The sequence below is a fragment of the Pantoea sp. X-Soil-TKNS-1211 genome (genome assembly GCF_059730495.1).
Genome location: NZ_AP035956.1, coordinates 1 through 22,389 on the forward strand (window position 1 = coordinate 1; position 22,389 = coordinate 22,389).

The 22,389-nt window shown below is 51.3% G+C and carries 19 protein-coding genes and 2 pseudogenes; 13 read left to right on the forward strand and 8 right to left on the reverse strand.

Annotated elements, in window-relative coordinates; all coding sequences use genetic code 11:
* Positions 1 to 300 precede the first annotated feature (300 nt).
* The 6 genes and pseudogenes from AC6I8W_RS24990 (at position 301) to AC6I8W_RS25015 (ending at position 8,143) form a co-directional block, all read left to right on the forward strand.
* Positions 301 to 1,392: a RepB family plasmid replication initiator protein gene (locus AC6I8W_RS24990; protein WP_497839254.1), complete on the forward strand. Its 1,092-nt coding sequence runs from the start codon at positions 301 to 303 to the stop codon at positions 1,390 to 1,392.
* Positions 1,393 to 2,001: 609 nt separating this feature from the next.
* Positions 2,002 to 2,876, forward strand: a pseudogene (locus AC6I8W_RS24995) (IS3 family transposase).
* Between the two features lie 17 nt (positions 2,877 to 2,893).
* A pseudogene (locus tag AC6I8W_RS25000) lies at positions 2,894 to 3,120 on the forward strand (peptidase); the annotation flags it as partial.
* 368 nt (positions 3,121 to 3,488) lie between these two features.
* Positions 3,489 to 5,834, forward strand: a complete 2,346-nt coding sequence (locus AC6I8W_RS25005; protein ID WP_497839255.1) for a membrane-bound PQQ-dependent dehydrogenase, glucose/quinate/shikimate family — start codon at positions 3,489 to 3,491, stop codon at positions 5,832 to 5,834.
* Between the two features lie 142 nt (positions 5,835 to 5,976).
* Positions 5,977 to 7,326: an NTP/NDP exchange transporter gene (locus AC6I8W_RS25010; RefSeq protein WP_497839256.1), complete on the forward strand. Its 1,350-nt coding sequence runs from the start codon at positions 5,977 to 5,979 to the stop codon at positions 7,324 to 7,326.
* Positions 7,307 to 8,143 (forward strand): aldo/keto reductase, encoded by an 837-nt coding sequence (locus tag AC6I8W_RS25015; protein WP_497839257.1) that lies wholly within the window; start codon positions 7,307 to 7,309, stop codon positions 8,141 to 8,143. The genes AC6I8W_RS25010 and AC6I8W_RS25015 overlap by 20 nt, the downstream gene beginning before the upstream one ends.
* Here the strand turns inward: AC6I8W_RS25015 and AC6I8W_RS25020 are convergent.
* Positions 8,140 to 8,772 carry a hypothetical protein gene (locus AC6I8W_RS25020; protein WP_497839258.1) on the reverse strand — a complete coding sequence of 211 codons (633 nt, stop codon included), beginning with the start codon at positions 8,770 to 8,772 and terminating at the stop codon, positions 8,140 to 8,142. The two genes, AC6I8W_RS25015 and AC6I8W_RS25020, sit on opposite strands and share 4 nt — an antisense overlap.
* Positions 8,772 to 9,104 carry a PadR family transcriptional regulator gene (locus tag AC6I8W_RS25025; RefSeq protein ID WP_497839259.1) on the reverse strand — a complete coding sequence of 111 codons (333 nt, stop codon included), beginning with the start codon at positions 9,102 to 9,104 and terminating at the stop codon, positions 8,772 to 8,774. Before AC6I8W_RS25025 ends, AC6I8W_RS25020 begins: the two co-directional genes overlap by 1 nt.
* 161 nt (positions 9,105 to 9,265) lie before the next feature.
* Between AC6I8W_RS25025 and AC6I8W_RS25030 the strand changes: the two genes are divergently transcribed.
* The 5 genes from AC6I8W_RS25030 to ydfG are packed head-to-tail and all read left to right on the forward strand — an operon-like array spanning position 9,266 to position 11,692.
* Positions 9,266 to 9,841, forward strand: coding sequence for a cupin domain-containing protein (locus tag AC6I8W_RS25030; RefSeq protein WP_497839260.1), 576 nt, complete (start codon positions 9,266 to 9,268; stop codon positions 9,839 to 9,841).
* Positions 9,842 to 9,866: 25 nt separating this feature from the next.
* The gene (locus AC6I8W_RS25035; RefSeq protein ID WP_497839261.1) at positions 9,867 to 10,160 is read left to right on the forward strand and encodes a putative quinol monooxygenase; all 294 of its coding nucleotides are present in this window, start codon (positions 9,867 to 9,869) and stop codon (positions 10,158 to 10,160) included.
* A 21-nt stretch (positions 10,161 to 10,181) separates the two neighbouring features.
* Complete coding sequence (locus AC6I8W_RS25040) at positions 10,182 to 10,730, forward strand: YbhB/YbcL family Raf kinase inhibitor-like protein (RefSeq protein WP_497839262.1); 549 nt, start codon at positions 10,182 to 10,184, stop codon at positions 10,728 to 10,730.
* 9 nt (positions 10,731 to 10,739) lie between these two features.
* Positions 10,740 to 10,925 (forward strand): tautomerase family protein, encoded by a 186-nt coding sequence (locus AC6I8W_RS25045; RefSeq protein WP_497839263.1) that lies wholly within the window; start codon positions 10,740 to 10,742, stop codon positions 10,923 to 10,925.
* Between the two features lie 17 nt (positions 10,926 to 10,942).
* Positions 10,943 to 11,692, forward strand: coding sequence for a bifunctional NADP-dependent 3-hydroxy acid dehydrogenase/3-hydroxypropionate dehydrogenase YdfG (gene ydfG / locus AC6I8W_RS25050; protein WP_497839264.1), 750 nt, complete (start codon positions 10,943 to 10,945; stop codon positions 11,690 to 11,692).
* Between the two features lie 79 nt (positions 11,693 to 11,771).
* On the opposite strand, the gene AC6I8W_RS25055 is transcribed toward ydfG, so the two are convergent.
* From AC6I8W_RS25055 to AC6I8W_RS25080, 6 genes are all read right to left on the reverse strand, one after another.
* Positions 11,772 to 13,034, reverse strand: coding sequence for a c-type cytochrome (locus tag AC6I8W_RS25055; RefSeq protein ID WP_497839265.1), 1,263 nt, complete (start codon positions 13,032 to 13,034; stop codon positions 11,772 to 11,774).
* Between the two features lie 10 nt (positions 13,035 to 13,044).
* On the reverse strand, positions 13,045 to 14,814 hold the full coding sequence (locus AC6I8W_RS25060; RefSeq protein WP_497839266.1) for a GMC family oxidoreductase: 1,770 nt from the start codon (positions 14,812 to 14,814) through the stop codon (positions 13,045 to 13,047).
* A gap of 17 nt (positions 14,815 to 14,831) precedes the next feature.
* Positions 14,832 to 15,560 (reverse strand): gluconate 2-dehydrogenase subunit 3 family protein, encoded by a 729-nt coding sequence (locus tag AC6I8W_RS25065; RefSeq protein WP_497839267.1) that lies wholly within the window; start codon positions 15,558 to 15,560, stop codon positions 14,832 to 14,834.
* Positions 15,561 to 15,973: 413 nt separating this feature from the next.
* Complete coding sequence (locus tag AC6I8W_RS25070; RefSeq protein ID WP_497839268.1) at positions 15,974 to 17,233, reverse strand: glycerate kinase type-2 family protein; 1,260 nt, start codon at positions 17,231 to 17,233, stop codon at positions 15,974 to 15,976.
* A 2-nt stretch (positions 17,234 to 17,235) separates the two neighbouring features.
* On the reverse strand, positions 17,236 to 18,324 hold the full coding sequence (locus tag AC6I8W_RS25075) for a tartrate dehydrogenase (protein ID WP_021183859.1): 1,089 nt from the start codon (positions 18,322 to 18,324) through the stop codon (positions 17,236 to 17,238).
* 18 nt (positions 18,325 to 18,342) lie between these two features.
* A complete protein-coding gene (locus AC6I8W_RS25080; RefSeq protein ID WP_497839269.1) occupies positions 18,343 to 19,653 on the reverse strand; it encodes an MFS transporter in 1,311 nt (436 codons plus the stop codon).
* A gap of 130 nt (positions 19,654 to 19,783) precedes the next feature.
* Between AC6I8W_RS25080 and AC6I8W_RS25085 the strand changes: the two genes are divergently transcribed.
* Positions 19,784 to 20,692 (forward strand): LysR family transcriptional regulator, encoded by a 909-nt coding sequence (locus AC6I8W_RS25085; protein ID WP_497839270.1) that lies wholly within the window; start codon positions 19,784 to 19,786, stop codon positions 20,690 to 20,692.
* A 384-nt stretch (positions 20,693 to 21,076) separates the two neighbouring features.
* Positions 21,077 to 22,372, forward strand: coding sequence for an MFS transporter (locus AC6I8W_RS25090; RefSeq protein WP_497839271.1), 1,296 nt, complete (start codon positions 21,077 to 21,079; stop codon positions 22,370 to 22,372).
* Positions 22,373 to 22,389 lie beyond the last annotated feature (17 nt).

Here is a 22,389-nt window from a genome sequence, read left to right on the forward strand (position 1 = left end):
CGAAGCAAAATCATCAAAAGAGCCATCAAAAATCATCTTTAACCAGGATCCGCTAAACGATCTGTTTGTTATTGTAGCTTTGCCATTGCTTTGTGATTTTTACAACGTTCTGATTTATATATGATTAGTTAAAAATAAGACTACTATAGCGAGTAGGGAAGACCTCTGTAGTGAGTTAAAAGACTACTATGGAGAGCAATTAAACTGCTGTAGCGAGTAGAATAACCGCTGTAGTGAGTGCTAGTATCCCCAATATCGAGTAACGGCGATCATCGCTTGTTCAGATCACGGATTTTTCAAATGCCGAAAAAAGAACAAGAAAACAAACTGATAGCTGAGGCCTTCAGTGAAACGGATAAACGAACCGGCGAGGTTGTGCACCTCACGCCGAACAGTAATAACACCGTTCAGCCGGTAGCGTTAATGAGGCTGGGACTCTTCGTTCCGACCCTCAAATCCACTGCGAATGGCAGAAAAAATCAGTTATCCACCATGGATGTTACTGATGAGCTGAAGCAGCTGACGATCGTTAAGGCCGAAGGGTATGAAAATATCAAGATCACCGGCGCGCGGCTTGATATGGACAACGACTTTAAAGCATGGGTTGGCATCATTCATGCGTTTGCCAAGTACAAGGTGCTGGGAGACAGCGTTACGCTGCCTTTCGTCGATTTTGCCAAACTCTGCGGCATCCCATCACTTCGTTCTTCTGCGAAGCTCAGAACGCGTCTGGAAGCCTCTCTGACGCGTATTGCGACGAATACCATCCACTTTACCAATAAAGAAGGGGAGTATTACGTTACGCACCTTGTCCAGTCGGCAAAATACAGCGTGAAAAATGACACTGTCACTTTGCAGGCGGATCCCAAGATCTTCGAACTGTATCAGTTTGATCGCAAGGTACTCCTCCAGCTCCGCGCTATTAACGAATTGGCGCGTAAAGAGTCCGCTCAGGCGCTTTACACCTTCATCGAGAGTTTGCCCCCGGATCCTGCACCTGTGTCCATGCAGCGCTTACAGGCGCGATTAAACCTGACTTCGCGACCAAACACCCAATATGCAACGGTCAGAAAGGCGATGGAGCAGCTCAAGGAGATTGGCTACCTCGATTACACTGAGTTTAAGCGGGCCAGTACCGTCTACTTCTCCATTCATTATCGACAGCCCAAGCTCAGACCTGCGAATATCCCTATGAGTCTTCCTGAACTCGGAGAGGACGATCTTGATGGTGAGATGGATATCGTTCCGGTTAAGCAGAAGGTGAGGGCGAAGCCGGTTGCGAGAGCGAAGAAAACGAAGGAAGAACCGGCAGGCAAAATGGTTATGCTCTCTGATGAGGAGCTTGCCATCTTAGAAACCATCAGGAAAACCAAAAAAGCTGACCAGGCTTAGCATCAATCTGCTGAAACTAGTCCCCCCACTGCTGTAGTGAGTTGTTACTCGCTACAGCAGTCTTTTGCCTTCTATCCTCAGAACATATTCAGGCTAGTGACTCGCTACAGCAGTCTTTTTACTCTCTATAGTGGTCATTTTTCTCCTTGGAAGGGAACCGCTGCAGAGAGAGAGAAGACTTAAACACGTGGCAAATATGACCACTATAGAGAGATAGAGGTGAAGCACATTATCTTCACTTTTCATAACCCCCCTGGTACTTACTAACTTGGGAGGCCTTTATACAACTAGTGTTAGTGCTCACTAACATTGAGGGTCGACGTTTATTGAAAATATAGATCCCGCACATTAAATAACCTGTGAGTATCACTCTGATCATCCGATTCTCACCACTGTAGTCATCCTCGGAATGGTGGTTACTCCCCATAGTGGTTATGCTGAAATCCTGCCATTACTCGCCATAGTAGTCATTCTTGAAGTAGGTGCTTCGCATCTGTTCATCGGCAATTTGCACCGTATTTAAGTGGGGGTGTAAGTATCCCTGCAAAACGAACCGTTCACTTTTAGAGATCTTCCGACATACTGTTTATGTTTCCGGAGGAGATTGCCATGCGTAAAGCACGATTCACCGAACACCAGATCATCGCCGTGTTGAAGTCTGTTGAAGCTGGAAGAACGGTGAAAGACGTTTGCCGTGAGGCGGGTATTTCTGAGGCTACTTACGACAACTGGAAAGCAAAGTTCGGCGGTTTGGAAGCCTCTGATATCAAAAAGATGAAAGATCTGGAGGATGAAAACCGACGTCTCAAACAGATGTTTGCCGATCTCAGTCTCGAGTGTCGGGCACTGAAGGACGTTATCGAAAAAAAGCTTTAAAACCAGCGATAAAACGGGAACTCGGCAGGTATCTGTTTCGTCGTAAGGGAAAGCAGCGGTTGCCAGTGCGTAACCCGGCACCACTGGCGACGCCAGAAGCGTTAAACCAGAGTTGGTCTGTCGATTTTATGCACGATGCGCTGGTCTGTGGCCGACGCTTCAGGACCTTTAATGTGGTGGATGATTTTAACCGTGAAGCGCTGGCGATAGAAATCGATCTGAATATCCCGGCTCAGCGTGTCGTTCGGGTTCTGGACAGGATCGTGATAAACCGTGGCTACCCGCTGAAGATGCGGATGGACAACAGACCCGAACTTGTCTCATTAGCACTGGCACAGTGGGCAGAAGAACACGGCGTACAGCTCGAATTTATTAAACCGGGTAAACCAACGCAAAATGCATTTATCGAACGGTTCAACCGGACATACCGGACAGAAATCCTGGATTTTTACCTGTTCAGAACACTGAATGAAGCGCGGGAAATTACAGATCGCTGGCTGATGGAATATAACAGCCAGCGACCTCATGAATCTCTGAATAATCTGACACCGGAAGAATACCGGCTGATGGCTGATAAAACCGAAGTCTCAAAAAGTGCCTGGAACTAAAGCAGGGATACTTACAGGAACAGGGCGGCGCGAAGGTGACTCGCCCGAGTGAATTGCTGGATCCGACACTGATTTTCCCGGTTAATAATCAGCAGAAGCTGACTAAACAGGTAACGCATTACCTGGATGAAGGCGGGAACATCACTTTTTGACCTTTAAAGGCGTTGATCATATGGCGTCTGCACGTAAGTTTTTCTATATCAATGCCGCACGGGCATGGTTGTTTAAACAACAAAGAGTGTGATCCACACCTCTCCTGTTACCCCGTTCGGGTGAAAATACATATCAGCCGAACGGTCATCAAAGTGAGCAATCCCCACAAAAAATATAGATAAAAACCAATTTAATCATGTGGTTATGTCTATTTTTTATCTGAAAAATCTATTGACAGTCTCTTCCTTGCATACCTAGATTATAAAGGCATGTCGTTAATTGTTACAACAACAATCTTTTAATGTTGCAGACATGTAAGTGTGCTGGCGGCAGCAATTCTTACTTCTCGCATCTGCAAGATTTCGCACCGCCAGCCTGTAATCAACTTACGTATTGAGATTACTCATGAATTCATCACTTGAAGGAAATACCAGGATCTCAGGTTGGCGCGGATGGTGCATGGTGGGATTTGGCATCTTGCTGATTCTCATCGGTGCCGTCCTTGCTGTGCCGGGCTTTAAACTGGTTCGACTCTCTGGCAGTCCCTACTACCTGGTGATGGGGGTAGTGTGGATTGTTGCTGGTTTGCTGGCGGTATTGCGTCGCGCGAGCGGATTGTATCTGTACCTGATCAGTTTCCTTGCCACTCTGGTGTGGTCACTTTGGGAATCGGGCCTGGACGGGTGGGCGTTGGTGCCACGCCTCGATCTGGCTCTGCTATTCCTGATTATTACTGTGGTGCTGATGCCAGCCCGCCGCGCAGACGGCTCACGCGCTTATCGACGTTATGGTGTGGGATTACTGGTGGTGACAGTGGTGGGGCTGGCAATTGCCATTCCACTGGCGCAAAAGCCCTATCCGGTTGAAGCGGCGACGACGCCGGAAGGTAATTATTTCGACAGTGCCACCACACCGGCAGCGCAGGACTGGCCGACCTATGGTGGTGGTCACGGTGCACAGCGCTTCTCTGCGCTGACGCAGATCACACCCCAGAATGTCAGCCAGTTGAAACGTGTCTGGATGTACCACACCGGTGAAGCACATACGCCGAATTTTGGTAACGAACTTACCCCCATTAAAATTGGTGATGTGGTGTATGGCTGTACCATCCGCCATAAAGTATTTGCGATCGATGCCGCTACCGGTAAACAGAAATGGATGTTCGATCCGCAAACTCCGGCAGAATCCTCCCCGCCCAACTCGGCCTGTCGTGGTGTGGCTTACTATGAAAATCCTGCAGTCCCTGCCGATCAGGCCTGCTCGCAGCGCATCATTGTGGGGACGCTGGATGCTAAACTGGCGGCGGTGGATGACCGTACCGGTGAACTGTGCCAGGACTTTGGTCATCACGGCTTTGTCGATCTGATGGAGGGTATGGGGAAATGGCCTGCGGGTATCGTTTCCGTCACCGCGGCACCGACAGTGGTGAAAGGCGTGGTGGTCACCGGCCAACAGGTGATGGACGGTCAGCTACGCCATGCACCTTCTGGTGTGGTGCGTGGTTATGATGCCGTGACCGGTCAGTTACGCTTCGCCTGGGATATGGAACAACCGGATATCACCACCACACCGCCAGCGGGTAAAACCTACTCACTTGGTACGCCAAATATGTGGTCCACGGCTGTGGCCGATGAAAAGTTAGGGCTGGTGTATCTGCCGATGGCGAACTCGGCGGGGGATTACTACAGCTCCACTCGTACCCCGGAAGAGCGTAAATACAGTTCCTCGATAACAGCGCTGGATGTCACCACCGGTAAACCGCGTTGGGTGTATCAGTTCGTGCATAACGATGTCTGGGACTACGATACCCCCGCGCAGCCAAGTCTGGTGGATTTCCCTACTGATAAAGGCCCGGTTCCGGCGCTGATTGAGACCACCAAGCAGGGGGATCTCTGGGTGTTGGATCGTCGCACCGGGATACCTTTGCATAAGGTCGAGGAACAACCAGCTCCACAGGGTGGTGTGGAGCCAGAAGAACGTGCTAAGACCCAGCCTCGTTCACTGTACAGCCACACACAGAAACCAGACCTGACAGAAAAAATGATGTGGGGTATTTCGCCCATCGATCAACTGGTGTGCCGTATCCAGTATCGTGAAGCTAACTATCAGGGCATCTTTACGCCACCGAGCGCGGATAAACCCTGGATTGAATATCCGGGTAACAACGGCGGATCAGACTGGGGCAGCATCTCAGTTGATGTGCACAATGGTGTCATCATCTCCAACTATAACGATCTTCCCAGTTATTCGCGTCTGGTGCCTCGCGCAAAAGATGACGAAATGGGCGTGTTCTGGCTGGGTGACTCGCGTTATAAAAAACCACCGCCGGGACGCAATCGTCCCCAGGCCGGTCTGCCTTACGGTCAGGATGTTAACACCGGCTGGGTGTCCAATATCGGCGTGATCTGTAAACAGCCGCCGTTTGGCATGATCAAAGCCATTGATTTGGCGACGGGTAAGACGCTTTGGGATCGTCCACTGGGTACCGCAGAACGTAACGGCCCCTGGGGACTGCACTCCATGTTGCCGTTGCAAATCGGTCTGCCGAATAACGGCGGTGTTTTAACCACGCAAAGTGGCCTGGCCTTTGTCGGTGCAACGACCGATGACTACTTGCGCGCAATCGACGTGAAAACCGGTAAGACATTATGGAAAGATGAACTTCCGGCTGGCGGGCAGGCGACGCCGATGACTTATGAGGTCAATGGTCAGCAATTCCTGATCATCATGGCGGGCGGTCATCACGGCATGATGACGCCAGAGGGTGATGAAGTCATTGCTTATGCCCTGCCTGATAAGGTCTGATTTTCCCTTCAGTTAAATGACCTGCTGTGAAGCAGGTCACAATTCCTTGACAGTGAAAACCCACTTACCTAGATTATCTAGGTAAGTGGGTCATCCGGATTGATACCTGATGACATGGAATCCTTATGAATCAGGAGTCGTTATGGGCAATCAGCCGACTGAACCTGTCCGTCAGTCAAAGGTGCCTTTCTGGTTACGTCTGACACCCGTCAAAGCAGAGGAAGTGAGCGCGCTGCTGATCTGTATGATCTACATCTTCTGCGTTTTATCTGCCTATTATGTCCTGCGCCCAATCCGCGACACCTTTGGTATTGATGGTGGGATGCACAATCTGCAATGGCTGTTCACTGCCACATTACTGGCAATGCTGGCCCTCAATCTGCCCTTTGCGGCGCTCTCCCGAAAACTCCCGCGCAAAAAGCTCATTCCCCTGGTGTATCGCTTTTTTATCAGCCATTTACTGATTTTTGCTGTGCTGAAGTTTTATCTACCGGTTGATGCGCAGGTGTGGCTGGGTAGAGTGTTTTTCGTCTGGCTGTCGGTTTTTAACCTTTATGTCGTGTCGGTGTTCTGGTCGCTGGTGGCCGATATCTTTTCGCGTGAACGTGCCAGTCGGCTGTTTGCCATGATGGCCGCCGGGGCAACGTTGGGTGCGATAGTTGGATCGGCCACCACCGCGTTGCTGGTCCATCGTTTCAATACCATCGGTCTGTTCGTGCTGGCGGCGGTGTTGCTGGAATGTGCCGTGATGTGCGTAAAACGGCTAAACAGCGTGACTCATCTGGCGGATGAGGCCAATGATGGCGTAGTCCAGACGCAACCGCTGGGCGGAGGGGTGTTCTCAGGCATTGTGCGCATCGCGCAATCTCCCTATTTGCTGAACATCTGCCTGTATATGTTGCTCTACTCCGTCACTTCGACGTTGATCTATTTCCGCCAGGCCGACCTGGTACACCACCTTTTTCAACATGACAGCGATCGTACCGCCTTTTTTGCCACCCTTGATTTGGTGGTGAATGTGCTGACGCTGGTGACGCAGTTATTTATCACCAGCCGCCTGATGGCGCGTTATGGCACGAAGCTGGTACTCGGTCTGCTGCCAGTCATTACGCTGCTGGGATTTGCCAGCCTGTCGCTCTGGCCGGTGGCTGCTTCGATTGTGATGTTCTCGGTGCTCAGGCGTGCCAGTAATTTTGCCTTGGCGCGCCCGGCACGCGAAGTCCTGTTCACGGTGTTAAAACGCGAAGACAAATACAAAGCCAAAAACGTGATCGATACCGCTGTGTATCGTACCGGTGACCAGGTGGGAGCATGGAGCTGGGCGGCAATGAATGCGGCAGGTATGAGTGGCGGCATGCTGCTCTGGTTGGCCTTACCCCTTTCGCTGATCTGGCTGGTCAACAGCCAGTGGCTGGGTCGTAAACAGATACAACTTGAAGAGAAAACCTTTTATCCCCTCAAAGAGACATTGCATGAAAACAGTCACTCTTAACGGTCAGACAGTTCCCGCTATTGGTATGGGGAGCTGGCATTTAGGCCAGGGCAGGCATAGCGCACAGGCGGAAATCAATGCGTTACGTGCCGGTATTGATAGCGGGTTGAAGGTGATCGACACCGCCGAAATGTACGGTGACGGCCGTTCTGAATCGCTGATTGGCCAAGCGATTGATGGCCTGCGCGATAAGGTGTATCTGGTATCAAAGATCTATCCTTACCATGCTAATCGCCTGATGATGGAGCGTAGCTGTAACGACAGCCTGAAGCGACTCAACACCGATTGCCTTGACCTTTACCTGCTGCACTGGCGTTTCAGCAGTATCTTGTCTGAAGCGGTATCAGGTTTTGAGAAACTGAAACAGCAGGGGAAAATTAAGGCGTGGGGCGTCTCCAATTTTGATGTCAGCGATATGGAGGATCTGTTTGCTACCGAGAACGGTGATCGCTGTGCAACTAATCAGATTTTTTATAATCCGGCGAGTCGTGGCATTGAGTTTGATTTGATCCCCTGGTGTAACCGGCATCGTATGCCGATGATGGCGTACTCCCCGCTGGGTGGTGAAGGAGCATCGCTGCTGCGCCATCCGTTAATCACCCAGTTGGCAGCTAAATACCAAACCGGACCCTCCACCCTTCTCCTCGCCTGGGTGATCCGTAACGGCAATATGATCGCCATACCGGAGTCAGGTGAGGCGGCACATATTAAAGAGAATGCCGCCGCATTGGGTGTGCAGTTACAAGCGACGGACCTCAACGCGATGAACGAAGCCTTCCCACCTCCGACGCGTAAGGTGCCGCTGGAAACGCGTTAATGCTGCGCGGTTTTCTTCCACAGTGCGCACATGCTGCGGCTGCGTAATTTCAAATGAAGCATACGTGCGGCGAGGATCACAACCGCCGCCGATTCGAAAGAATGGTAGTACAGGGAGCTGTTGGGGGAGCTAAAAATGTTCCACAGCAGCGCCAGTAGCAGGGCGCATGACGTCATCTGGCAAGCGATCATCGGGGTACACAGCCAGTGGTACAGGCGCACCCCTTCAAGCTGATTGCGGTGAATCGCCAGCAGACCCGCCCAGGTGACGCAACCACTGAGTGCAGCAGTGATCACCGCTGGCCCACCGTGGTGATTGGTCAGACAGGTAAACACGGCAAACACGATGGCGATAATGATGCCGAGATTGATCAATAAGGTGTTGCGCAGTTTACGCGTGATCAATACCACAGCAAATTCAGCGGCCAGGTTCTGTGGGGAACCAAAACGTTGCGTCACGCGCAGAGCCGCCTGTTCTGGGGAATCGTTGCTGCATTCCACCGCTTCATAAAAATGCTCACTGATCTCCAGACAGATGTTGTCTGCATATTTCTGCTCAAAACTGAGTTCATGCTTTAACTCCAGCAGATAGCGTTGCGCAGGTTCTGGCAGTTCAGTCAGCGTGGACATTATGACCTCTGCAATAAAGAGGAGACAGCCAGGGAGTAGCTATCCCAGGCTTCGCGTTTTTTCACCAACTCCTGCTGACCTTCTTTGGTCAGTTGATAAACGCGACGTTTCCGTTTGGATGGCGCGATCTCCCATTCGGCACCAATCAGACCGCGTTGTTCCATGCGGTGCAGTAGCGGATAAACCGTACCTTCCTGGAAGGAGAGGACGCCATCAGTTAGCTGGTGGATCAATTCAATTAACGCATAGCCATGACTGGGGCCACGCTCCAGCGCGGCAAGTATGACCATTTCAATATGGCTCTTCAGATTGTCGTCAGCACTGCTTCTCATGGTCATTTTCCGCTTACAAAGATAGATACAAACTTCGCCGTTATCTTAGCTTGACTTAGGCTGCCTTGATACCTAGTTTATCTAGGTATTATGATGAGACCGGATGGTTGATTTTGCAATCTGTTCCGGTACTGGCAGACCACAATATTTCAGGAAGGGATATGGCTCACTTCACCCGACGCAACTTTTTGCAGCACTCGGCGCTACTGGCTTTCCTTTTACCCTCTCTTGCCGTGCAGGCCGCAGACAGTTCAAACGCGATGCCAATGCAGTTGGTCAATCAATGGCGTCTGTCGGCTGATGGGTGGGTGCCCAATAATCCTGCCTTACCTGCTATGCATTTCCACATGGCACAGCCGGAGACGGCTGTGGGCGGGTTGATTAAGGCCGGATGGACGCAGCAATGGCAGGGTAAACCCTTCGGGTATCAGCATTTCCACAGCAACACGCATGTGATTTTTGTCGTGGCGGCGGGTAACGGTCAGTTGCAGATCGGTGGCGATAACGGCGAGGTGGTATCGGCCGTCGCTGGTGATGTGATTTTCTTACCGGCAGGGACGGGTCAGCGCCTGATGCATAGCAGCCATGATTTTTTGGTTCTGGCCTGTTATCCCAAGGGCAACAGCTGGGATGTCTGTCGATCGGCGATCAATGCGGAAACGCTGCAAAGAGCGGCAAACCACAAACTGGAAAATCGCACCCGCCGATTTTTTAACAGCAGCGGTACGGTGATTTAAATCATATTTACACGAGAGAAACCTGATGAGCGGAAATATTAAGCTGGTTATTGCCAAATTTATTGCGCAGGAAGGTAAGGGGGAGGCGTTATATGAAGCGATTGAACGCTGTATCGCACCCAGCCGCGCAGAAAAGGGATGTATTCATTACGATGTTTATAAGAGTACGGAAGATGATCATATCTTTCTCATCCACGAAAAGTGGCAGGGCGAACAGGCCATCCAATTTCACTTCGAGCAAACCCATTTTAAACGTCTGATTGCAGAAACCGATCCGTTACTGGCTGCCGTACCCGATATTAAAAGCATCGATTTATAATCAGTAAGAAAGGAGAAAACCGTGTTATCACGCGTTCATACAGGATTATTTGCAGGCCTGATGTTATGTTCAGCAGGGGCGCTGGCTGCACCCTTTACGCTGCACTCAAACCAGTTCCACAATGCAGGAAAGTTACCTGTTGCGATGGGCGGTGGTGGTCAGTGTCCGGGGCAGAACGTTTCACCGCAGCTGAGCTGGAGTGGCGCACCCGCCAACACCAAAAGTTATGTGTTGCTGATTGAAGATCCGCAGGGAGCTAATGGTCTGGGCATGACCCATTTTCTTGGCTACGGTATCGACAGCAGTCGCCATCAATTTGCTAAAGGGGATCTGACCGGCGTTGTCGGATATACCGCTGGCACTAATGGTAAGAATGTTCAGGGTTATTCCGGCCCTTGCCCACCGGTGAATAGTGATATTCACAACTATAACTTCACCTTAATTGCTACCGATTTTGCTCCGGATGCGCTGCAAAAAGGGCTGGCGAGAGATGCCGTCATGTCGCAATTGAAAGGTCACGTTCTGGCATCAGCGGGTCTGGTCGGTCAGTTTATTATGCCAAAGAAATAAGGGAAGAAAATGCCAGAAATTACTGTGCACATGGTGAGCGGGCGTACCGCTGAGCAAAAGAAAAAATTGATGAATGGAATTTATCAGGCGGTGAAAGACGCGCTGCCGGTTAAAGATGAATACATTGTTATTTCTCTGATTGAAACGGACAAAGAACACAAGTCTCGCGGCGGTGTTTTATTTAAAGATCTCTAATTAACAGGACAGTTGTCATGCTTATTTTAATTACCGGAGCCACCGCCGGATTCGGCTGGGATATGGCACTGCGCTATGCGCAACAGGGTCACAGGGTGATCGCTACCGGGCGGCGGCAGGAACGTCTTGATGATCTTAAAGCCATTGCCGGAGACAACGTTTTCACCCTCAAGCTGGATGTCAGTGATTCACTGGCTGTCGATAGCCTGCTGGAACAACTGCCGCTGACATGGCGGGACATTGATGTACTAATTAATAACGCCGGGCTGGCACTGGGGCTGGAGCCTGCTCAACAGGCCAGTATCGACGACTGGAACCGGATGATTGACGTCAACATCAAAGGTCTGGTGCATGTAACAAGGGTGGTTTTACCGGGGATGGTTGCACGCAATCGCGGCCATATTATTAATCTCGGCTCGACGGCGGGCAGTTGGCCCTATGCGGGTGGCAACGTCTATGGCGCGTCAAAGGCTTTCGTGCGGCAGTTCAGCCTGAATTTACGCACCGATTTAGCGGGTACAGCGGTACGTGTTACCAATATTGAGCCAGGGCTGGTCGGTGGAACTGAGTTTTCCGATGTTCGGTTCAAAGGTGATGCCGGGCGCGTTGAACAGACGTATGCCAATACGCAACCCCTGTTGCCGGAAGATATCTCTGAAGCCATTTGGTGGGTCAGCAATCTACCTGCGCATGTGAATATCAACACGTTGGAAATGATGCCAGTTTGCCAGTCATATGGCGGATTGCGCGTGATTAAAGGGGAGTAAAAGACGGTCCGTGTAGCGGCGCAATTTATCGCACGCCTTTTAAAACAGCGCGATAAATCGTACCGCTATGGGGATTACATTACGGTTTAGCCAGGCTTTCCCTTACCTTCTTCACCTCTTTCTCCGTCACGGTCGGTGCATCGTTACTCCAGCCACTACGCACAAATGTTGCCAGTTGCGCCACCTGTTCATCACTCAGTCGGGAAGCAAAGCCCGGCATCGCCATCACAGAAGGCGCTTTCGGTGTCGAAGGGGTCTGAGCCCCTTGCAGGATGATGTTGATTAAACCGGTTGGGTTATCCGCTACCACCACATCACCCCCGTTCAGGCGCGGGAATATTCCTTTGGCACCGTTGCCGTCGGTCCAGTGGCAGGCTTCGCAGTTATTCATGTACAACATCTGTCCGGCATTAAGATTATGGCCCTGGGTCAGGTAATCAGCGGTTTTCTGTGTCGCCTGTTGTGCATCAGCGCGGCGATTGATCACCGGGGTATCCGCAGGTAATGACTTGAGATACGCCGCGATTGCGTGCAGATCCTGATCATTCATATGCTGCATACTGTGCTCAACTACACCGGTCATTTCCCCGCCCACTGAGGCAAAGTCATTACGGCCTGTGGCGAGGTAATCGGTAATGTTCTGGATACTCCAGGTTGGCATACCGCGCAGGGGCGGCACTGGCCAGCCATTTAATTCCCCACCCGCGAGATACTTGTCGCTGGATTCATTCAGGGCCTTCTCCTGCATGCCGATGCCCCTTGGGGTATGGCAACTGCCGCAGTGACCGAGCGTTTCCACCAGATATTTACCGCGATTGATATCGTCAGGCACAGCGTGGCGGGGTTCAAACGGCTTATCCTCGGTGAACGCAACATTCCAGAACCACATGCCCCAGCGCTGGCTGAAGGGGAACATTAATGACGTTTCCGGTGCTTTTTCAGCTACAGGTTTTACGCCTTTCATAAAATAGACATACAACGCGTGAATATCTTCATCGGTAATTCCGCGATAATCCGGGTAGGGCATCGCCGGATAGAGATGCTTACCATCGCGACGAATACCCTTGCGCACCGCGTCAGCAAATTCCTGTTCGGTGTATTTACCGATACCGGCTTCGGGATCAGGTGAAATGTTGGTGGAGTAGATCACTCCCATCGGGCTGTCAATCGCCAGGCCACCACCAAACTCTTTACCACCAGCAATAGAGTGGCAGGCGGTGCAATCCCCGGCGCGCGCCAGATATTCCCCTTTGGCGATAAGCGCGGCATCCTGATTGTCAGCTGCCTGCGCCGCCGTGCTCATCAGGCCAGCCATCAGCAGATAATGAAGTTGCAGTTTCATGGTTATCTCCTTATGCCTGCACCAATGGGCCGGGGTTGTTCAGATATTGTTCGCGAATCGCTTTTGCTGACCAGTACGCCAGTCCGGCGACCATCGCCGAGGGGTTGGCATAGAAGTTTTGCGGGAAAGCATTGGCGCCCATAACAAAAACGTTATGAACATCCCAGCTTTGCAGATAGCGGTTGAGCGCGGAGGTGCGAGGGTTATCGCCCATAATGGCGCCACCGGCGTTATGCGTGTTGACATAGTTCGGCGAGCTGGCGAAATGACTATCCATCTTCAGAATGTTATGCGAGTACTGAGTTGGATTGAGGTGTTTGGTAATCGCCTCCATTTTCTCTTTCAGGTACTGCAACATCCGCAGATCGTTTTGCACATAATCGTAAGTCACACGCAGCAGAGGCATACCGAAGCGATCTTTGTACACCGGATCGAGGTCCAGATAGTTGCCACGCGTTGCCATATTGCTGGCTTCGAGCTTGACGCCCATCGAATGGCCGTAACTTTCTTTCAGCGCTTTTTTCCAGCCGCTGCCCCATGATGGCGCGCCTTTCTTCACGGCGGCTGCCATCGGCGTGCCGGTCGGCTGTGAACTGTAGATTTTCGCACCACCAATAAAACCCAACGCCGCCGTATCAATATTACCGGTGCCATAGTCGCTGATCACCGAGCCAGTTGGCCCTGCCGTCGCGAATGGGTTGAACTCAAGGTTATCGAAGAACAGGGTAAATCCGCCGCCATACTGGTGGGTATAGTTACGACCAATTACGCCTTCTTCGGTGATGGGGTTGTAGGGTTTGCCGATTGAGGAGTTCAGTAACAGGCGCACATTGTTCAGGCCAAAGGTCGACAGGATTACGATGCTGGCGGGCTGAAATATCTCGTCGCCATTTTCATCAATGTAAGTCACACCCGTCGCTGTTTTACCATCGGCATGTTTTTCCACTCGGATCACGTTGGCGCGGGTTTTATAGTCGAAGTTTTTAAACTGCTTCAGTCGGTCGAGGATAGCGGTTTGCGGCGAGGCTTTTGAGTAGTTCAGACAGGAGTAAAACTGACAAAAACCGCAGTAGTTACAAGGGGCAATCTGCTGACCATACGGGTTGGTATAGGGAACAGAGACCGCAGCCGACGGCATCGAGTAGGGATGAAGCCCCATCTCCTGGGTGGCCTTACGAAACATCGTCGCATTGAGGCTATCTTCCAGTGGCTTGTTGGGGAAGGGGTTGGAACGCGCACCTTCAAACGGATCCCCTCCCTGCTGGATCACGCCACGCAGGTTGCCGGTCTCACCGGAGGAGCCACAAACTTTGTCAAAAAAGTCCATATGCGGCTCAATCTCTTCCCAGCTTACAGGAAAATCAGCAATACGCAGTTCTTCATCCAGTTGACCCGATTTGAAATGTTCGTCGGCGTACGTTTTCATTTTAAGGTCAACAGGTGTTGGGCGGGTGATCATCCCGGTCCAGTGCAGACCTGCGCCACCCACACCATCACCCAAACGGAAAGCACCCAGTTCACGCATCGGCAGCGCAGTTTCTGAGGCGTTGTGGCGAATGGTGAAAGCCGCATCATGTGGGCTTTGCATGATTTTATGGCGTTTGGTGAAGGCCAGTTCATCGGCTGGCTTGGGATAAGCGTAATCGCTGTTCAGACGGTCTTCGCCACGCTCCAGCGCGCGCACTTTTAATCCGGCCTGCGCCAGCTCAATACCCATAATCGAGCCAGCCCAACCTAAACCGACGATGATGACATCGACGGCGTCATTGATCTTTTTCATTTATTTTCCAGGAAGAATCAGGCTTGCTCGCCGCTAAGAGATACCGGGCCAAGGGGATATTTAACGTTATGGATCTTTATCCATTGCGGGAAACTGGCGCGTGCACCGGGGAAATTAATCATCTTCCAGGCTGCCATATTTTTATTGCCGCCGTATTGCGGATCGGCCAGATAGCCTTCTTTGGTATTTTCCAGCAGTCGGGTAAAAAAATATCCTGCGTTCAAATCAGCTTCGCCAAATTGCGCAAAATCAGCGACATTTTTTTGCAGCTCGGTTAACACGGCATCCTTAATTTTATCCGGCAGGTCGCAGAAGTTTTGGTTGTATTTGATGCGAGTGTATTGATTGGTCAGTGAAATACCTTTGCGGTACAGCACCTGTAATGGGAAGGGCATCTGATAGCCGAACAGCAGACTGGCATGGCTGTTGAAGGGGCCATCCATATACCAGTCGTCTCCCTTGCCATAAGGGGTCAGCATCTGCTTATCGATGAAAACCGGCACATGAGTTTCTAATGCACCGGGACCTTCTCTGTCGGCAGGGATCAAACGGTCACAGGCGGCCAGTATAAATTGCCACTCTTCTGCGGTGAAAAATACCGGCTGATATTGTTTTAACTCATCCGCAGTTGAAGGGACTGCGGCAAAGACACTACTCACACCGCCTTTCATCCCGAATGAGGCGATGCCAATCAGCGACCCAATAATAAAAGGACGCCTTCCAATACGACAGGGTTCATTTGCCATTTGCTTTCAGTTTCTCGTTATCGTGCGAAAATCATTCACTTGCCTGGTGGGAATACAACGCTTCATTACTGTTAACGAATCGACGTTAATATTTAAATAGCCTTAGAAATCCTGTTGCCATTTTGTAACGGCGCATAATAGGCGCATTGGTAGCACATGATCACGTCATCTGGTTTATATAAACTATTTGAATAATCAATATCTATCTAGTTACATGATTTATATATAAAAACAAAAATGTATCCAATGGTACATTTACACTTTGTTTTATCTTAACAACCCTGAGAAATGTTTTCGCTCATTAATCATGCAGCTTGCAGACACAGCAGCGTTAACAATTGGCTATTTATTGTTCCTGGAATATTTAAAAAATAACAGCTTTCCCGAATATCCAGGAAAGCTGTGGAGGAAGGTCAGGCAATCAATATGGCGCGAATATCATTCACGTTGGTCAGGGTGGGGCCGGTCATCACCAGGTCGCCGATGGAGTGGAAATAACTGTAGCTGTCATGTTCATCCAGATAAGTGGCCGCATTCAGGCCATTCAGCTTACCGCATGTCAGCGTGTCCGGTGAGATGATGGCACCGGCTGCATCTTCCGTCCCGTCGATACCATCCGTATCACCGGCAATCGCCCAGATACCACTTTCTCCCTGAAGGGCACAAGCCAGACTGAGCAGGAACTCGGTGTTACGCCCGCCTTTACCCGCCCGGCCATGGGTCACCGTGACGGTGGTTTCACCCCCTGACAGCAACACCGCTGGCCCTTTAATCGGATGACCATACTGTTTCACCGAACGGGCGATTCCCGCCATCACGACGGCAACCTGGCGGCTTTCGCCTTCAATGGCGTCACCGAGAATCAAAGGGGTTAGGCCATGCTGACGCACTGCCGCGGCAGCGGCTTCAAGGGCTAATGCCGGGGTCGCAATTAACTTCGTCTCCGCACCTCCCGTCTGCGGAAGTACGCGCTGTGGCTGCGTCAGTACATAACGCACCGGTTCTGCCACCGGAATGCCATAGCGTTCCAGCACCTTCAGCGCATCCGCTGGCGTGCTGCTATCGGCGACCGTCGGGCCAGAGGCGACATCGGTTGGATTATCGCCGGGAACGTCACTGATAATGAGCGTGACCAGCCGCGCTGGTTGCGCCAGCACTGCCAGTTTGCCGCCTTTGACCGCAGAAAGATGGCGGCGCACCAGATTCATCTCCCTGATATTTGCCCCGCTGTGCAGCAATGCGCGGGTAATCGCCTGCTTGTCGGCCAGCGTTAATCCTGGAGCGGGTAAAGCCATCAGAGCCGAACCGCCACCAGAAATCAACGCCAGCACCAGATCATCCGGGGTCAATCCACGCAGCGACTCCACGATCAGCATCGCGGCGGTTTCACTCATGGCGTCAGACACCGGGTGGGCCGCTTCCAGAATACGAATGCGGCCAGCAGGGACAGCGTGACCATAGCGCGTTACTACAACACCACTGACATCTACATCTGGCCAGGCCGCGTCTACCGCTGCGGCCATTGCGGCAGAGGCTTTACCCGCGCCAATCACCACACAACGACCTTTGGGTTTTTCAGGCAATGCCGGGGGAATGACAGGCCCGGGACGGGCACTGTCAACAGCACGCTGAAAGATATCTTGCAGAATCTCTGCGGCCTGTTCATCTCTCATGATTATGCGGTCTCAGCTACGGTGGCCTTCGAGGTGATAAATTCAACCACGGCTTTGGTCACATCTGCGGTTTTTGCCGTACCGCCCACGTCCGGCGTCAGAATGCCTTTGGTGCAGGCATACTCAATACCTTCCATTACCAACGCAGCCGCATCATGTTCGCCGAGATGTTCCAGCATTTGCACCGCCGTCCAGAAGGTGGCGATCGGGTTCGCGATGCCTTTGCCAGTGATATCAAAGGCTGAACCGTGGATCGGTTCGAACATGGACGGGAAACGATGCTCAGGATCGATATTGGCAGTCGGGGCGACACCCAGGCTGCCTGCCAGCGCACCGGCCAGGTCAGAGAGAATGTCAGCATGCAGGTTGGTTGCGACAATGGTGTCCAGGCTCTGTGGATGCACGGTCATGCGATGTGTCATGGCATCGACCAGCATCTTGTCCCATTTCACATCTGGGAACTCCTGTGCCACTTCGGCGGCGATCTCATCCCACATCACCATACCGTGACGCTGGGCATTGGATTTTGTCACTACGGTCAGCAGTTTACGCGGGCGAGACTGCGCCAGTTTGAAGGCGTAACGCATGATGCGGGTCACACCCACACGGGTGAAGATCGCCACTTCAGTACCGACCTCTTCAGGCAAGCCACGGTGTGCACGGCCGCCGTTACCAGAGTATTCCCCTTCAGAGTTTTCACGCACGATCACCCAATCCAGATCGCCTGGTCCACGATTACGCAGCGGCGAGGTAACGCCCGGCAGGATTTTGGTCGGACGCACGTTAGCGTACTGGTCGAAGCCCTGGCAGATCGGCAGGCGCAGGCCCCACAGGGTGATGTGATCCGGCACATCTGGCGCGCCCACGGCACCGAAGTAGATCGCGTCGAATTTCTTCAGCGTTTGCAGGCCGTCTTCCGGCATCATCACACCGTGTTTTTTGTAGTAATCCGAACCCCAGTCAAAGGTCTCGATATCAAATTTCAACTGCGGATTCTGGCGTTCCAGGGCATGGAGCACCTCAACACCGGCAGAGATCACTTCAGGGCCGATACCGTCGGCAGGGATGGCGGCAATTGAGTAGTTACGCATGTTATTTCTCCAGTTAAATCAATGTGTATGAGGATGTGGAATATCGACTGTCTGCGGTTTATTCGCCTGGGCAGACAGAATCAAAACAATCAGGGCCGACAGGGCGAGCAGACCCGCGACGAAGTAAAGCCCCCAGGTGTAGCTACCGGTTTGTTGGCGGATCACGCCAATCATCATCGGCCCCACGAAGCCACCGAGGTTGCCAATCGAGTTGATGGTGGCGATACCGGCAGCAGCGGCCGGGCCACTGAGAAACAGCGTTGGCATACTCCACAGCGGGGGTTTAGAGGCGCTGATACCAACCGTCACGATGGTCAGTGCGATAATCACCGCCACCAGGGTGCTGGCATTCCCGGCGTAAATCAGCCCGGCGGCTGCGAGCAGGCAGGCACCAATAACGTGCCAACTGCGTTCATTTTTGCGGTCGGAATGACGCGCCCACAGAATCATGCCGATAACGCCAATCACTGCCGGGAAGGCATTCAGGAAGCCAATTTCCAGCGATGATGCTCCGAAGCTATGGATGATTTGGGGGGACCAGATCCCGAGGGTGTAGAGGCCAGCTGAGGTGCCGAAATAAACCAGCGCCAGCGCTAACACACGCTTGTCAGCCAGCCCGCGCCAGGCGCTGGTATGACTCTGTTTTGCTGCACGCGCCAGTTCTTCGGCCTGCATAGTATTTTGCAGCCACTCACGTTCCTCATCGGTCAGCCATTTGGCTTTTGCCGGGCGGTCGGTAAGGAAGAACAACACCACGATGCCAAACACCACAGCGGGAATGGCTTCCAGCACAAACATCCACTGCCAACCGGCGAAGCCCATCAGGCCGTGCATCTCGAGCAATGCAGCGGAGATCGGTGATCCGAGCGCGGTGGAGAGTGGCGCAGCCGCCATAAAGATCGCCGTAACCTGAGCGCGTTTTGCCGCCGGGAACCAAAAGCTGAGATACAGAATGATACCGGGGAAGAAACCGGCTTCCGCGACACCGAGCAGGAAGCGCAGCGTGTAGAAGCTGGTGGTACCCTGGACAAATGCCATGCAGCCTGACACTAAACCCCAGGTGATCATCACGCGGGCGATCCAGATGCGGGCACCGACCTTATGCAGTATTAAGTTTGATGGTACTTCGAAGAGAAAATAGCCAAGGAAAAAGATCCCAGCCCCCAGGCCAAATACGGTGGGGGAGAAACCTAAATCCTGATTCATGGTTAAAGCAGCAAAACCAATGTTTACGCGATCGAGAAATGCGATGAAGTAGAGCAGCATGATGAAAGGGACAATGCGCAACGTCACTTTACGCATCACCCTTTTTTCGAGGTGATTATTCATATTAAAGTGCTCCAGATTGTGTAGGGGTGTGTTATTTTTTTGTAATCAAGTTCAGTATGCAGTTTTGGATTAGCAGATCATTAATGTACGATTATATAAATTATTTGAATAATGCTTTGGCGAGGAAAATGTGGATATAAATCAATTGCGTTGTTTTGTCGCCGTGGGCAAAGAGTTACATTTCGGTCGTGCAGCCCAAAGAATGGAAATGATGCCTGCGTCACTTTCTCGCTTCATTCGATTACTTGAAGAGGACCTGGGTGTCCGGCTTTTAAATCGATCAACGCGCAATGTTTCTCTCACTGCGGAGGGGGCGATTTTTTTTGACGAAGCGAATAAACTCATCGATCAATTTGATGCCCTGGCGTTGCGATTTAAAGGTGGGTTAAAAGATGAGCGTCGCACCTTAAGAATTGGCGCGATTGACAGTGCGGCACGCGGATTAGTCCCGGCGTTATTGAACCGGTTTGTTCCGACGCATCCCAATACGGACATCCATATTATTGAAGATAAAACCATCAACCTGTTGCCTAAATTAAAATCGGGCTGGCTGGATATGATTTTTTTTCGTGCACCGCAAATCATCGATGCATCCATTTCCGTGCGTTTTATTACGCGCGAAAGTTGTGTCCTGGCAGTACCGGCCAACCACCCACTTGCCGAACGTAGCGAAGTTGCATTAGATGATTTCAAACATGAAGCGATGATTATCCCGGAAAGACGCACTCGCCCGCATAGTCATGATCTGACCATGAGTATTTATAAACTGGCGGGGCTGACACCGGTGATTGCGCAATTTGCGGAAGAAAAACAGACCATTCTAAGTCTGGTGGCTGCCGGTCTTGGACTGGCGGTGGTGCCTGCATCATATCGCAACATGAATAGCGAAAATGTGGCCTATATTGATCTGCAATTAGATGAAAATATCAAAGGCCTGCCGTTGAGCATTGCCTGGCAGAAGGGCAATGAAGATGAGTATTTAAGGGATATGCTGAAGCTACTCACCGATCATAAGAGTGAACTTACCGGGAAATTGTGATGTTTTGCGTATGCAGACGGGGAAGTTCTCGTCTGCAAAGGTATTGCAGTGATGAGAATCACTTTTATTTAATCATTTTTTCGTTCAATCCTCGCCCGGCAACAATTTGAATCGGATCACATTTTTGCATATTGGTTTTCTGGTCAATTGTTTCTTAATCGTGTAATTAAGTTTGTCTCACTGTAAAAACAAATCATTATCAGCTGAATTAAGTGATCCAGGTCAATCAAAAGGAGGTGGTGGATTTTTTCTGTGGATTGTGTGAATTATTTATATAACCAGGCTGCAATGATTGCCTGAGTTTAATTCATTATAGTTTTTCCAGTGCAATGTAAACATCAGTCCGAAATGTACCCTCTGATAATACTTAAAAGGCTGGAAATTATGAGTAATGATATTGAACATCTCACGTTGCGGAAAATAACGTGGCGCATCGTCCCTTTTGTTATGTTTGCCTACTTTATTGCTTTTTTTGATCGAATAAATATTGGCTTTGCGGCATTAACCATGAATCAGGATTTAGGATTTTCCTCATCGGTGTTTGGTCTTGGTGCTGGGCTGTTTTTTGTTGGTTATTTTATTACCGATGTCCCCTCAAATGTTATTTTGCAAAAAGTTGGCCCACGTATCTGGCTGGCGCGCATTATGATTAGCTGGGGCGTGATAGCCGCCTGCATGATGTTTGTGAAAAGTGCCAGCGGATTCTATCTGTTACGTTTTCTGCTGGGGGTGGCGGAAGCGGGCTTCTTCTCCGGCATCATCCTCTATCTCAGCACCTGGTTTCCGATTAAACGCCGCGCACAAGTGATTGCCTTTTTTATGGCGGCAGCGCCGATCTCGGCCATGCTCGGCTCGCCGTTGGCCGCCACCATTCTCAGCATTCACGGCGCACTGGGCCTGAAAGGTTGGCAGTTGATGTTTCTGCTGGACGCGATTGCCGCTGTGGTGCTGGGTATTTTCACCTTCTTTTATCTGAATGACCGTCCAGAAAAAAACAGCTGGCTGAATAAGAGCGAGACCGCATGGTTAATTACCACCCTGGAGCAGGAAGGTAAGAATAAAGCACCAGGCGAGAAAACCAGCCTGTGGAAAGGACTCTCCGATATTCGCGTGTTGACGCTGGCCATCGTTTATTTTGGCACCTCAGCCGGGTTGTATTCTCTTAATATCTGGTCTCCACAATTCCTGAAATCCTTTGGCCTGACCACCCTGCAAACGGGTTTTATCAATGCGTTGCCCGCTGCTCTGTCGGTTATTGCGATGATCAGCTGGGCAAAACACTCCGACAAAACCCATGAACGTACCTGGCATGTGGTGTCTGCCTGTTTGCTGGCGTGCGTCGGTTTCATTCTGGCGGGTTCGGTGCACAGCTTAATACTGGCGGTGGTGGCGCTGGTGATGGCCAGCGTCGGCATCTCTTCCTGCAAGCCACCACTGTGGAGCATTCCGTCACTGTTCCTGAAAGGCCCGGCAGCCGCAGCCGGACTGGCAGCGATCAACTCAATTGGCAACCTTGGCGGTTTTGCCGGGCCGACAATTATTGGCTGGCTGAAAGAAACCACCGGCAGCTTCTCTCTGGCGATGTACTGCGTGGCGGGAATGTTACTGCTGTCGGCCATCCTGACCCTTTCGATTCAAATTAACCGCAAACGGGAAGCGGTGAACAATTCCCTTGCCTGATTTCTTGCTGGAGAACC

What these genes read in the sequence shown, in the direction of transcription:
- ydfG (WP_497839264.1), top strand. Translation starts at nt 10,943, where the DNA reads ATGCTTATTTTAATTACCGGAGCCACCGCCGGATTCGGCTGGGATATG.
- AC6I8W_RS25055 (WP_497839265.1), bottom strand. Translation starts at nt 13,034, where the DNA reads ATGAAACTGCAACTTCATTATCTGCTGATGGCTGGCCTGATGAGCACG.
- AC6I8W_RS25035 (WP_497839261.1), top strand. Translation starts at nt 9,867, where the DNA reads ATGAGCGGAAATATTAAGCTGGTTATTGCCAAATTTATTGCGCAGGAA.
- AC6I8W_RS25080 (WP_497839269.1), bottom strand. Translation starts at nt 19,653, where the DNA reads ATGAATAATCACCTCGAAAAAAGGGTGATGCGTAAAGTGACGTTGCGC.
- AC6I8W_RS25070 (WP_497839268.1), bottom strand. Translation starts at nt 17,233, where the DNA reads ATGAGAGATGAACAGGCCGCAGAGATTCTGCAAGATATCTTTCAGCGT.
- AC6I8W_RS25025 (WP_497839259.1), bottom strand. Translation starts at nt 9,104, where the DNA reads ATGAGAAGCAGTGCTGACGACAATCTGAAGAGCCATATTGAAATGGTC.
- AC6I8W_RS25065 (WP_497839267.1), bottom strand. Translation starts at nt 15,560, where the DNA reads ATGGCAAATGAACCCTGTCGTATTGGAAGGCGTCCTTTTATTATTGGG.
- AC6I8W_RS25045 (WP_497839263.1), top strand. Translation starts at nt 10,740, where the DNA reads ATGCCAGAAATTACTGTGCACATGGTGAGCGGGCGTACCGCTGAGCAA.
- AC6I8W_RS25010 (WP_497839256.1), top strand. Translation starts at nt 5,977, where the DNA reads ATGGGCAATCAGCCGACTGAACCTGTCCGTCAGTCAAAGGTGCCTTTC.
- AC6I8W_RS25020 (WP_497839258.1), bottom strand. Translation starts at nt 8,772, where the DNA reads ATGTCCACGCTGACTGAACTGCCAGAACCTGCGCAACGCTATCTGCTG.
- AC6I8W_RS25060 (WP_497839266.1), bottom strand. Translation starts at nt 14,814, where the DNA reads ATGAAAAAGATCAATGACGCCGTCGATGTCATCATCGTCGGTTTAGGT.
- AC6I8W_RS25005 (WP_497839255.1), top strand. Translation starts at nt 3,489, where the DNA reads ATGGTGGGATTTGGCATCTTGCTGATTCTCATCGGTGCCGTCCTTGCT.
- AC6I8W_RS25030 (WP_497839260.1), top strand. Translation starts at nt 9,266, where the DNA reads ATGGCTCACTTCACCCGACGCAACTTTTTGCAGCACTCGGCGCTACTG.
- AC6I8W_RS25090 (WP_497839271.1), top strand. Translation starts at nt 21,077, where the DNA reads ATGAGTAATGATATTGAACATCTCACGTTGCGGAAAATAACGTGGCGC.
- AC6I8W_RS24990 (WP_497839254.1), top strand. Translation starts at nt 301, where the DNA reads ATGCCGAAAAAAGAACAAGAAAACAAACTGATAGCTGAGGCCTTCAGT.
- AC6I8W_RS25015 (WP_497839257.1), top strand. Translation starts at nt 7,307, where the DNA reads ATGAAAACAGTCACTCTTAACGGTCAGACAGTTCCCGCTATTGGTATG.
- AC6I8W_RS25075 (WP_021183859.1), bottom strand. Translation starts at nt 18,324, where the DNA reads ATGCGTAACTACTCAATTGCCGCCATCCCTGCCGACGGTATCGGCCCT.